Consider the following 11,696-nt stretch of genomic DNA (forward strand, 5'->3'; position numbering starts at 1 on the left):
GTGGGGCGGCCTCCCCCTTTTTTTTTGATGTTTGACCCGTCCTGAATTGGGTTGACACCTTTTCCCTCTGGAAAAGGAATGTTCAATGAAATCAACAATCAGGCGCAGTCAGCGGGATTACTCGCTGGCCTTCAAGTTGTCCGTGGTCGATCAGGTCGAGCGTGGAGAACTGACCTATAAGAAGGCTCAGGAGCGATACGGTATCCAAGGTAGCAGCACGGTTCTGAAGTGGCTTCGCCGCCATGGTCGGCAGGATTGGTCAGGTGGTGCATCATCTGCCCCCATGACGACTTCTCCCAAAAGTGGACCGGCCACGCCGCTGACGCCGGAACAACAGATCAAGGCCCTGCAGGTCCAGTTGCGGGAGGCCAACGAGAAAGCACAGCTTTTCGAAGCCATCGTGGATGTCCTCAAAGAGGATTACGGGGTGCGCATCGTAAAAAAGCCTTCAGGCAAGTCCTCACGCAAGGGCGCCTCAAAGGCGTAAGCGTGGCAAGGGCTTGCCGCCATTTCGGCATCAGTCGACAGGCGTTCTATCAAGCGGGGTGCCGGCATCAACGACGACGCGCCAGCGAGACCAAAGCACTGGCGCTGGTGAGCGATTGCCGCGTGCGGCAGCCACGGATCGGGACGCGCAAGTTGCACCATTTGATCGGACCGAAGCTGCAGGCGGCGGGAATCACCATGGGACGTGACCGGTTGTTTGACGTACTTCGGGAAGCGCGCCTGCTGGTACCGAAACGTCGGGCTTATCACAAGACTACCGACAGCCATCATCGCTTTCGCAGGCATCCGAATCTGCTCAAACCTGGCCAAGGATGCGTAATACCAACCGGTAGCGAGCAGGTGTGGGTGGCGGACATCACCTATCTGCCGACGCAGGGGAAGTTCGTGTATCTGAGCCTGGTCACCGATGCCTGGTCGCGCAAGATCGTGGGCTGGAGCGTGCATGAAACGCTACAGACAGAGCAGGTAGCTCAGGCGCTGGAGATGGCGCTGAAAGGGAGAAAGACACCGCAGAAGCTGATCCATCACTCTGATCGTGGAATCCAGTACTGCTCGGATTACTACCAGAAGATCCATGCGCGGCACGGCCTGACCTGCTCGATGACCGACGGCTACGACTGCTATCAGAACGCTCTGGCAGAGCGAGTCAACGGGATCCTCAAGTGCGAGTTCCTGCTTCATCGCCCACGGGACCTGGGGCAAGCCCGCCAGATGGTGGCTGAGGCCGTAGACATCTACAACGCTGAGCGCCCCCACCTGTCCCTTAAAATGCAGACGCCCGATGCGATGCATCGGGCGTCTTTGGCCGCCTGACGGCGGCCGGACCATCCACCCATCGGTGTCAACCTATGGCAGGACGAGTCAGTTCTGCGCAGAGCATGCTCGGCCGATCTTTACGGTCGGCGTAAAGCGTGCCAACCAAGGTTGGCACCTGCCGGTCGCGCGCACAGACGCCGTGCGGCCGGTAGCGCCGGGCCATGCCCGGCGGGGCGTTGCAATCAACCGGCGACCTTGCCCCACACCTTGAACGTGGTCAGCCACAGGCCCAGCATGCTGCCGATGTTGGTCAGCATGAAGGTCAGCACCACGCGCGTGACCCGGTTGCGATACCAGCCCTTCAGGCTCTGCGCATCGTCGCGCAGCTTCAGGAAGTCCTCATACGCCGGCTTGCGCAGGCGCGCTTCCACCAGGGCCGAGAATGCGCCGGTCGGGATGCTCAGGCGGAACGGCTTGAACGGCGCCACCGCGATCGCGGTGAGGATGCTCAGCGGATGGCCGCCGGCCAGCAGGCAGCCCAGGCCGGCGAGGCCGCCGGTATACATCGCCCAGGTCGCCAGCAGTTCGGTGCCCACGCCCAGACCACCGCGGTAGAAACCTACGCCGATGCCGGTCGCTACGATGGCCAGGATGCCCAGCGTGAACCACGGAATGTTGCGCTTCTTCGGCACCGCTTCCAGCTCGGCGCGCAGCGGTGCCGGTGCTTCGGTGTCGGTTTCCAGGTAGCGGGCCAGCCCGGCAAGGTGACCGGCACCGACCACTGCCAGCACCTCACGCTGCTGCGGATCGTGTTCTTCGCGCAGGCGCGTGGCCATGTAGCGGTCGCGCTCGCCGATGATGGTCTCGTACAGCGCCGGGCTCTCGCTGGCGAACTCGCCGAAGCTCGACTCCAGCATGTCGCCCTGCTTGAGCTTCTCGATCTCGTTCTCGCCCACTTCCTCGGATGAGAACAGACCGGCGCCCAGCCCGGCGACCAGCTTCAGCTTGCCGAAGAAGCCCAGCCGTTGCGAGGCACGGCGGAAGGTCAGGCCGACTTCACGGTCGATCAGGTGTACCGGCAGGTTGCGCTCGCGCGCCAGTTCCACCGCGCGCTTCAGTTCGGCGCCCGGCTCGATGTCAAGCTGTTCGGCCAGGCGGCGCTGGTACGCGGACAGGGCCAGGTTGGCGGCGAACAGGGCCACGCGGCCCTTGCGGATCACTTCGACCAGATCGAGCTTGGCCAGCGTGTCCGGATCGCTCAGCGCCTGCAGGCGCTGTGGGTCCAGTTCAACGGCAACGGCATCGAAGCGGCCGCTGTCGATGGCTTTTTCCACCGCCTCGACGCTGGCGCGGGAGACGTGGGCAGTGCCCAGCAGGGTATAACGCACGCCGTCGCGTTCAACGACGCGCACCGGCTGGCCGGCGAACAGGTCGTCGCCGGTTTCGGGAAGGGTTTCGGTCATGGGTTCATTCATTGGAAGGTGCGGTGTCGGCGCCATCGCCGAGCGCGCTGCATCTGCACGGTATCCAGCCAGCGGCCGTGCTTGCGGCCAAGGCCACGGAACACGCCCACCAGCTCGAAGCCGAAGCGTTCGTGCAGCTTGATCGACGCGGCGTTGGTCGGTTCGCCGATCACGGCCACCATCTGCCGGTAACCACGCGCCACGCAGGCATCGATCAAGGCCTGGAGCAGGCCGGTGCCCACGCCCTGGCCCTGGAACGCGGCATCGACGTAGACCGAGTTCTCCACGGTCCACTGGTAGGCAACACGGGTGCGGTAGGTGTTGGCGTAGGCATAGCCGGCCACCTGGCCGTCGATCTCGGCGACCAGGTAGGGGAAGCCGCGATCGATGATGTCGCGCATACGGCGCAGCATCTCGGTCGCGTCGGGGATGTCGTACTCGTAGGTGTTGACGAAGTCGGTCACTTCCACCGCGTAGATCGCGGTGATCGCGGCGATGTCGGCCGGGCCGGCATCACGGATGAGGACGGCCATGCGCGGGCTCCGGCTCAGTCGATGTAGCGCTTGAGCAGGTCACCGTACGCGTCGATGCGGCGATCGCGCAGGAACGGCCAGATACGGCGCACGTGCTCGCTGCGCTGCAGGTCGACATCGCACAGCAGCACGGTGGCGTCAGTGCCGGCTTCGGCCAGGAATTCGCCCTGCGGGCCGAGCACGTGGCTGTTGCCCCAGAACTGGATGCCCGACGCGCCCAGTGGCGATGCCTCGTGGCCGACGCGGTTGCAGCTCAGCACCGGCAGGCCGTTGGCCACAGCGTGGCCGCGGTGACTCAGCACCCAGGCGTCGCGCTGGCGGGTTTTCTCGTCCTGCACGTCGTCCGGGTCCCAGCCGATCGCGGTCGGGTACAGCAGCAGCTCGGCGCCGGCCAGCGCCATCAGGCGTGCCGCTTCCGGGTACCACTGGTCCCAGCACACCAGCACGCCGAGGCGACCCACCGAGGTATCGATCGGCTTGAAACCGATGTCGCCCGGGGTGAAGTAGAACTTCTCGTAGAAGCCCGGATCGTCCGGGATATGCATCTTGCGGTACTTGCCGAGCAGCGTACCGTCCTTCTCGAACACCACGGCGGTGTTGTGGTACAGGCCGGCAGCACGGCGCTCGAACAGCGAGCCGACCAGCACCACGCCATGCTTCTTCGCCAGCGCGCCCAGGCGCTCGGTGCTCGGGCCCGGGATCGGCTCGGCCAGGTCGAACTCGTCCACCGATTCGTGCTGGCAGAAGTACGGACCGTTATGGAGTTCCTGCAGCAGCACCAGCTTGGCACCCTGCGCAGCCGCCTCGGCCACGCGTGCTTCGATCACCGCCAGGTTGGCGGCGGCATCACCGTGGTTGCGCTCCTGGATCAGGGCGACGGTAAGGGGGCTGCGCGAGTTCATGCGGGGCGTTCCTGCGGGGGAAAACCTGCATGTTAGCGCGGATGGGCGGCGACGGCGTGTCGCGCGCTGAATGGGTGCTGGTAGTGCCGGCCGCTGGCCGGCAACCCCGTCAATCCATCAGGCATTGCATGGTTGCCGGCCAGTGGCCGGCACTACCCATCCTCAGGCCTTCAACAACCCTTCCGGCAGCTGCATGGTGATGCAGTGCAGGCTGCCGTTCTGCCAGATCAGCGAGCGGCAGGGCACCTGCACGATCTCGCGACCCGGGTGTGCCTGTGCCAGCACGTCGCGGGCCAGGTCATCGGCCGGATCGCCATAGGCCGGCATCAGCACCGCGCCGTTGACGATCAGGTAGTTGGCGTACGAGGCAGCCAGGCGACGGCCTTCGTCGATCACCGGCTGTGCCCACGGCAGCGGGAACAGGCGGTACGGCTGGCCATCCTTGGTACGCAGCGCGGCCAGCTCATTGCCCATGGCCTGCAGTTCGGCGTAGTGCGAGTCGCTCTCGTCGTCGCAGGCCTGGTAGACGATGCTGTCAGCCGAGGCGAAGCGGGCGAGGGTATCGATGTGCGCGTCGGTGTCGTCGCCTTCCAGGTAGCCGTGGTCCAGCCACAGCACGCGGTCCTGCTGCAGCCAGTCGGCCAGGTCGGCGCTCAGGCTGGCGCGGTCGCGGTCCGGGTGGCGCTCGTGCAGGCACTTCCAGGTGGTCAGCAGGGTGCCTTCGCCATCGGTTTCGATGCCGCCGCCTTCCAGCGCGAACGGAATGCTGCGCACCGGTGCGTCGTTGAACACGCCGGCCTGGTCGAGCACGCCCACCAGCTGGTCATCCAGGGTGGCGTCGAACTTGCCGCCCCAGCCGGTGAAGCGGAAATCCAGCAGCTGGAAGCCGCCGTCGGCACGGCGCAGGGTGATCGGGCCGGAGTCGCGCAACCAGGTATCGTCGTAGGCCGCCGTGGTGAAGTGGACCTTGTCCATGTCGATGCGGTTGGAGCGCAGCCGCATCTCGGCATAGGTCTCCACATCGTCGTCGGCCACGCAGATCAGCACCGGCTGGAAGCGGGTGATGGCCGCGACCAGCGCGATGTAGGTCTCTTCCACCTGGCCCAGGCGGTCGGCCCAGTCGGTGTCGGCGGTGGGCCAGGCAATCAGGACGCCGCTCTGGGCTTCCCACTCGGCAGGAAAACGAAGGGTCTGGTTCATGGTCTCGCTACACAGGCCCGCCCACGGCGGGTAAAGGGATCAACGGATCGGCGGTTTCGGGCCGATTTCGTTCGGGTCCGCCTGGTTGGCCACCACGTCGATCACCTTCTGCTTCTCGAAGTAGACAGTGAACTGCGGGTACACCCAGCGGTTGATGGTCGGCCATTGCCGCTTCTGCCCGCCACGCGGCTGCAGCTGCTCGCTCGGCGCGCCGAACTGCGCCTGTACCTGCTGCATGCTCTGGCCGCGCACGGGCAGGGCACCGGCCGGCTTCTCGCGGGCACGGTCGACAAGCAGGGTATCGGCCAGCGCCGGCGTGGCGGCGGCCAGGGTGGCCATCACGGCCAAGGCGGACAGGTAACGCTTCATCTCGATCTACTCCCCAGTGGTCAAGAAAGGCGATTACAGCAAAAACGGCAGGAAAAAGCCGCATAAACAAAAAACCGCCCGAAGGCGGCTTTTTGCATCGGGTCGGCCCCGCGTAGGGCCAGCCGCAGCCGCGAAGGCTGTTGGGCTTAGCGCTGACGCGCCTTGAAACGCGGGTTCGACTTGCAGATGACGAAGATCTTGCCACGACGACGCACGACCTTGCAGTCACGGTGACGGGCCTTCGCCGACTTCAGGGAGGACAGGACTTTCATGGCATACCTCGGCGTAAACAGTAGTTGTTCGGGTGGAGCGTGGCCGCGATATGCGAAAGACAATCGGCAGTTGACGCTCGTTCAAGCCCGCCATTCTACCGGGCTTTTCCTCGTGGTTTCAAGTGGTTGCACAAAAGATCCCATTGGGGGCGTCTGACAGGGGCTAGAATGACCCCTTCACACGCTCTGGGAACCCCATGAATCCACTCGCTCCCGTCCTGACCATCGACGGCCCTTCAGGGGCTGGCAAGGGTACCATCAGCCGCATCATCGCGCGCCGGATGGGCTGGCATTACCTGGATTCGGGCGCGCTGTACCGGGCAGTGGGCGTGGCCGCGAGCTGGGCAGACATCGACACCTCCGACGCCTCGGCGCTGGTCCGCTGCACCTTTGATACCCACGTTCAGTTTGTCGAGCAGGGTGAAGCCATGCGGGTCATGGTGAACGGGACCGATGCCACCGACGAGCTGCGCCTGGAGACCACCGGCGCGCTGGCCTCGGCCATCGCCGCCATTCCCGAGGTCCGGGCTGCCCTGAAGGAGCGCCAGCGCGCATTCAGGGAGCTGCCCGGCCTGGTCGCCGATGGCCGCGACATGGGCACGGTGATCTTCCCGGACGCCTCCTACAAGGTCTTCCTGACCGCCAGTGCCGAGGAGCGCGCCGAGCGCCGGCATAAGCAGTTGAAAGACAAGGGGGTTTCTGTTAACTTTGATGACCTCCTGCGCGAGATCATGGCCCGCGACGCCCGTGATGCTCAGCGTACCGTGGCGCCCCTGAAGCCGGCAGACGATGCTGTCCTCATCGACACCACAGGCATCGGCATCGCAGATGTCGTTGCCAGAGTGATGGATCTGCTTCCGGTTCCGGCTGCCTGATCCGTTCGCGCGGGAGCACTGCCAGCAGCATCGGTGGTGGTCGCGCATAGCAGTGCTGTACCAGCTCCGTCGCGCAATGATGCGTGGCGGTTTTCCTACTACACACGACCTGCGTTTCCGGGGTCGACCAACAGGCGGGCGGTCGCCATTCCCCTGAAGGGGACGCCACCGACCCATGTGTCCAACAGAGTAAATCTAATGACCGAATCATTTGCCGAACTGTTTGAAGCCAGCCAGGCCAATCTGGCCAAGCTGAAGCCGGGCGCCATCGTCAGCGGTACCGTTGTTGAAGTCCGCGGCGACGTCGTGGTGATCAACGCTGGCCTGAAGTCCGAAGGCATCGTGCCGATCGAACAGTTCCGTAACGACGCTGGCGAAATCGACGTCGCCGAAGGCGACATCGTCAAGGTCGCCCTCGACTCGATCGAGAACGGCTTCGGCGAAACCGTCCTGTCGCGCGAGAAAGCCAAGCGCGCGATGGTGTGGGACGAGCTGGAAGAAGCGTTGGAAAAGAACGAAACCATCACCGGTCGCATCAGCGGCAAGGTCAAGGGTGGTTTCACCGTGGACATCAAGGATGTCCGCGCCTTCCTGCCGGGTTCCCTGGTCGATGTGCGCCCGGTGCGCGATCCGGCCTACCTGGAAGGCAAGGAACTCGAGTTCAAGCTCATCAAGCTGGACCGCAAGCGTAACAACGTCGTGGTCTCGCGCCGCGCTGTCGTCGAAAGCGAGCACTCGGAAGAGCGCGAGCAGCTGATGGACAAGCTGCAGGAAGGCGCGATCCTGAAGGGTGTCGTCAAGAACCTGACCGATTACGGCGCGTTCGTGGACCTGGGCGGTATCGACGGCCTGCTGCACATCACCGACATGGCGTGGAAGCGCGTGCGTCACCCGTCGGAAGTCGTGAACGTCGGCGACGAGCTGGACGTCCGCGTGCTGAAGTTCGACCGCGAGCGCAACCGCGTTTCGCTGGGCCTGAAGCAGCTGGGCGAGGATCCGTGGGACAACATCGGCCGTCGTTACCCGGCCAACAGCCGCGTCTTCGGCAAGGTCTCCAACGTCACCGATTACGGTGCGTTCGTTGAGATCGAGCCGGGCGTCGAAGGCCTGGTGCACGTCTCCGAGATGGATTGGACCAACAAGAACGTCAACCCGTCCAAGGTTGTCCAGGTTGGTGATGAAGTCGAAGTGATGGTGCTGGACGTCGATGAAGAGCGTCGCCGTATCTCGCTGGGCATGAAGCAGGTTGCCGCCAATCCGTGGGAAACCTTCGCTGCCACCCACAAGAAGGGTGACAAGGTGTCGGGCCAGATCAAGTCGATCACCGACTTCGGCATCTTCATCGGCCTGGACGGCGGCATCGACGGCCTGGTCCACCTGTCCGACATCAGCTGGAACACCACCGGCGAAGACGTCGTTCGCAACTTCAAGAAGGGCGATACCCTGGACGCCGTCGTCCTGGCTGTCGATCCGGAGCGCGAGCGCATCTCCCTGGGCGTGAAGCAGCTGGAGCAGGATCCGTTCGGCCAGTACATGGCTGCCAATCCGAAGGGCTCCAAGGTCGAAGGCGTGGTGAAGGAAGTCGACGCCAAGGGCGCGATCATCGAGCTGGCTGACGGCATCGAAGGTTACGTCTCGGCACGCGACATCGCCAACGAGCGCGTTGACGACGCCACCCAGCATCTGAAGGTCGGCGACAAGGTCGAAGCCAAGTTCGTGGGCATGGACCGCAAGGGCCGTACCCTGCAGCTGTCGATCAAGGCCAAGGACGACGCTGAAATGCGCGAAGTGCTGGAGGAATACCAGTCCTCTTCGGCTTCCAGCGGCACCACCCAGCTGGGCGCGCTGCTGCGTGCACAGCTGAACGGCAACAAGTCCGAGTAATCGGCCTTACGCTGTTCGTTGTTTCCTGGACGGCCCGGGCATTGCCCGGGCCGTTTCAGGCTGAGATGCCCCTGATGTGAGCCGGTAATGACCAAATCCGAACTGATCGAAATCCTTGCGCGCCGCCAGGCGCACCTGAAGGCCGATGATGTCGATCTGGCGGTGAAGTCGTTGCTGGAAATGATGGGCGGATCGCTGTCCGCCGGGGATCGCATCGAAATCCGTGGTTTTGGCAGCTTCTCGCTGCACTATCGTCCGCCGCGCCTGGGGCGCAACCCGAAGACCGGCGAATCGGTTGCCCTGCCGGGCAAGCACGTCCCCCATTTCAAGCCGGGCAAGGAACTGCGCGAGCGGGTCAGCAGTGTGCTGCCGCTGGACGCCGATCCGGCCTGAGCCTCCCGTCGCGCCACCGCGTGCGAATCCAGCCGCGAGTCGGATAAGCTACGGACTCCTGCCACTGGAGCTGTCGCATGAAGGTTTTTCGTCTGCTGGTCCTGCTGGCGGTACTCATTCTTGGGTTGATCATCGGTGCCATGAACATGGACGAGATGACCATCAACCTTGTTTTCACCCAACTGAAGACCTCGGTCGGCGTGGCAATCATTGCCGCATTGCTGATCGGTGTCATCGTCGGCGCTGGCCTTGTGCTGGTGAGCGTGGTCATTCCGCTCTACAGCCAGTTGCGCCGCGCCAACAAGTCCGCTGTCGCCACGCCGGCACCGGTTGCTTCCCCCCAATCTTTTGATGGACGCTGATCGAAGATGGATTTCGTCACCGAGTGGTTCTGGTTCTTCCTGTTCGTTCCGCTGGCCGCACTGGCCGGGTGGGTGATCGGACGGCGTGGTGGTCAACGCCACGGTGACAGCCAGGTCAGCCGCCTGTCCAGCACCTACTTCCGCGGCCTGAACTACCTGCTCAACGAGCAGCCGGACAAGGCCATCGAGCTGTTCCTGCACATCGCCGAGCTGGACAAGGAAACCTTCGAGACCCAGGTCGCGCTGGGCCACCTGTTCCGCCGCCGCGGCGAAGTCGACCGCGCCATCCGCCTGCACCAGGGCCTGGTCAACCGCCACGACCTCAACGATGCGCAACGCGTGCAGGCGCTGCTGGCACTGGGCGAGGACTACATGAAGTCCGGCCTGCTGGACCGCGCCGAGACCGTGTTCACCGAACTGGCCCAGCTGGATCAGCGTGCTCCGCAGGCACTCAAGCACCTGATCGGTATCTACCAGGCCGAGCGCGATTGGGAAAAGGCGATCGACAACGCGACCCGTTTCGAGGACGTCACCGGCGAGCCGATGGGCAAGCTGATCGGGCAGTTCGAGTGCGAACTGGCCGAACGCTTCCGCGGTGCTGGCAAGCTGGAAGAGGCGAGGGCAGCGATTGCCCGGGCTTACCAGGCCGATGCGATGTCGGTGCGTGCCGGCATCATTGAAGGCCGCCTGGAAACCGATGCTGGCAATCCGGAAGCGGCCGTGCGCGCCTTCGAGCGTGCCGCGCGCAACGATCCGGAGTACTTGCCGGAGCTGCTGCCGGCGCTGATGCAGAACTACCGCAAGGTCGGCGATCTGGCAGGCGCACGCGCCTTCCTGTCGGAGATGACCGAGCACTACCGCGGCATCGCCCCGGTGCTGGCGCTGACCCGCCTGATGGAAGAGCAGGAGGGCGTGGCGCCAGCCCGTGCCTACCTGGGCCGCCAGCTCAAGGATCGCCCGTCGGTGCGTGGCGAGTCCGCGCTGATCGACCTGACCCTGGCTGAAGGCGCCGATTCCACGGCGACCCTGCACGACCTCAAGCACATCACCGACCAGTTGCTGGTGCGCAATCCGGCCTATCGCTGCACCCGTTGTGGTTTCGGTGCGCGCACCCACCACTGGCAGTGCCCGAGCTGCAAGGAGTGGGGTACGGTCAAGCCGCTGCTGAACTACGCGGTGCTCTGATCCATGCCGTGGCTCGTGATGGGCGCGCTGCTGGGCCTGGCCCTGCTGAGTGCGGCACTGACCTGGGCGGCGCGGGGTTACGCGCTGCGCCGGCAACTGTTTGACCAGCCGGGCGAGCGCCGCAGCCATAGCGTGGCGACACCCCGCGGCGGCGGCATCGCCATTGTCATCAGCCTGCTGGTGACCGCCGGTGTTGCCATGTGGGCCTGGCCCGAAGCGCGTCCGAGCCTGCTGGTCGCCAGCCTTGGCCTGGCGCTGGTGGCGGGTATCGGCTGGTGGGACGACCACCGGCCGCTGCCGGCCATGCGCCGCCTGATGGTGCACTTCATCGCCGCCGCGCTGCTGGCCGCGCTGGTCAAGGTCCACGGTGGCAGCTGGCTGCTGGCCGTACTGGTCCTGCTGTTCACCGCCTCGCTGATCAACATCTGGAATTTCATGGATGGGATCAACGGCATCGCGGCCAGCCAGGCCATCGTGGTCGCGCTGGGGCTGGCGCCGCTGCTGCCCTGGCCGTACTCGCTGGCGGCGGTCGCGTTGGGCCTGGCCTGCCTGGGCTTCCTGCCGTTCAACTTCCCGCGGGCCCGGATCTTTATGGGCGATGTCGGAAGTGGCGCGCTGGGCTACGCGGTGGCGGCAGTGCTGGCACTGGCCAGCGTCAAGACCGACATCCACTGGATCCTGCTGCTGGTGTCGGCATCGCCGTTCCTTGTGGACGCGGGCTTCACACTGCTGGCGCGCATCATTTCCGGACAACGCTGGATGGAACCCCATACCCAGCACGTCTACCAGCGCGCGGTGCAGGCAGGAGCCAGTCACGCCCAGGTAACAGGGATGTACTTTGCTTTGGGCCTGTTCAGTATTACAGTGCTTAATGTCTGCTCCAATTTGCAGCCGAGGTGGGAGGCTGCCGTGGCGATCGCGTGGTTCATTGCGCTGAGCGTCCTCTGGCTCCTCCTGCGCAATGGATTGCGCCACCCAAAAGGAAATACCTGACT

12 protein-coding genes and 1 pseudogene are annotated in these 11,696 nt (G+C 64.5%); 7 read left to right on the top strand and 6 right to left on the bottom strand.

Features of this window, described 5'->3' with window-relative positions; translation table 11 throughout:
• Window positions 1–85: 85 nt before the first annotated feature.
• Window positions 86–1,320 (top strand): IS3 family transposase gene (locus tag ACZK2V_RS09090; protein WP_223224739.1). Its coding sequence is split into 2 segments (ribosomal slippage): window positions 86–437 and window positions 437–1,320, totalling 1,236 coding nucleotides; the frame shifts between segments, so codons are not numbered across the junction.
• A 185-nt stretch (window positions 1,321–1,505) separates the two neighbouring features.
• Here ACZK2V_RS09090 and ACZK2V_RS09095 read toward each other — a convergent pair.
• From ACZK2V_RS09095 to ykgO, 6 genes and pseudogenes are all read right to left on the bottom strand, one after another.
• Window positions 1,506–2,726, bottom strand: a complete 1,221-nt coding sequence (locus ACZK2V_RS09095; protein WP_107432021.1) for a TraB/GumN family protein — start codon at window positions 2,724–2,726, stop codon at window positions 1,506–1,508.
• 4 nt (window positions 2,727–2,730) lie between these two features.
• Window positions 2,731–3,259 (bottom strand): annotated as a pseudogene (locus ACZK2V_RS09100) (N-acetyltransferase family protein).
• A 14-nt stretch (window positions 3,260–3,273) separates the two neighbouring features.
• Window positions 3,274–4,161, bottom strand: coding sequence for a carbon-nitrogen hydrolase (locus tag ACZK2V_RS09105; protein ID WP_005409280.1), 888 nt, complete (start codon window positions 4,159–4,161; stop codon window positions 3,274–3,276).
• Between the two features lie 162 nt (window positions 4,162–4,323).
• Window positions 4,324–5,361, bottom strand: coding sequence for an agmatine deiminase family protein (locus ACZK2V_RS09110; protein WP_005413039.1), 1,038 nt, complete (start codon window positions 5,359–5,361; stop codon window positions 4,324–4,326).
• Between the two features lie 39 nt (window positions 5,362–5,400).
• The gene (locus ACZK2V_RS09115; RefSeq protein WP_227837998.1) at window positions 5,401–5,700 is read right to left on the bottom strand and encodes a hypothetical protein; all 300 of its coding nucleotides are present in this window, start codon (window positions 5,698–5,700) and stop codon (window positions 5,401–5,403) included.
• Window positions 5,701–5,876: 176 nt separating this feature from the next.
• On the bottom strand, window positions 5,877–6,002 hold the full coding sequence (gene ykgO, locus ACZK2V_RS09120; protein ID WP_005409283.1) for a type B 50S ribosomal protein L36: 126 nt from the start codon (window positions 6,000–6,002) through the stop codon (window positions 5,877–5,879).
• Window positions 6,003–6,199: 197 nt separating this feature from the next.
• On the opposite strand from ykgO, the gene cmk reads away from it, so the two are divergent.
• From cmk to ACZK2V_RS09150, 6 genes are all read left to right on the top strand, one after another.
• A complete protein-coding gene (cmk, locus tag ACZK2V_RS09125; RefSeq protein WP_032130077.1) occupies window positions 6,200–6,877 on the top strand; it encodes a (d)CMP kinase in 678 nt (225 codons plus the stop codon).
• 198 nt (window positions 6,878–7,075) lie between these two features.
• Window positions 7,076–8,761: a 30S ribosomal protein S1 gene (gene rpsA, locus ACZK2V_RS09130; protein WP_005416230.1), complete on the top strand. Its 1,686-nt coding sequence runs from the start codon at window positions 7,076–7,078 to the stop codon at window positions 8,759–8,761.
• 87 nt (window positions 8,762–8,848) lie between these two features.
• Window positions 8,849–9,154 (top strand): integration host factor subunit beta, encoded by a 306-nt coding sequence (locus ACZK2V_RS09135; RefSeq protein ID WP_005409286.1) that lies wholly within the window; start codon window positions 8,849–8,851, stop codon window positions 9,152–9,154.
• A 77-nt stretch (window positions 9,155–9,231) separates the two neighbouring features.
• Window positions 9,232–9,516, top strand: a complete 285-nt coding sequence (locus ACZK2V_RS09140) for a LapA family protein (protein ID WP_049423675.1) — start codon at window positions 9,232–9,234, stop codon at window positions 9,514–9,516.
• Between the two features lie 6 nt (window positions 9,517–9,522).
• Complete coding sequence (gene lapB, locus ACZK2V_RS09145) at window positions 9,523–10,701, top strand: lipopolysaccharide assembly protein LapB (RefSeq protein ID WP_486323144.1); 1,179 nt, start codon at window positions 9,523–9,525, stop codon at window positions 10,699–10,701.
• 3 nt (window positions 10,702–10,704) lie between these two features.
• On the top strand, window positions 10,705–11,694 hold the full coding sequence (locus tag ACZK2V_RS09150; RefSeq protein WP_049399455.1) for an MraY family glycosyltransferase: 990 nt from the start codon (window positions 10,705–10,707) through the stop codon (window positions 11,692–11,694).
• Window positions 11,695–11,696: the final 2 nt, after the last annotated feature.

This window comes from Stenotrophomonas sp. 93052_Sma, assembly GCF_056481145.1.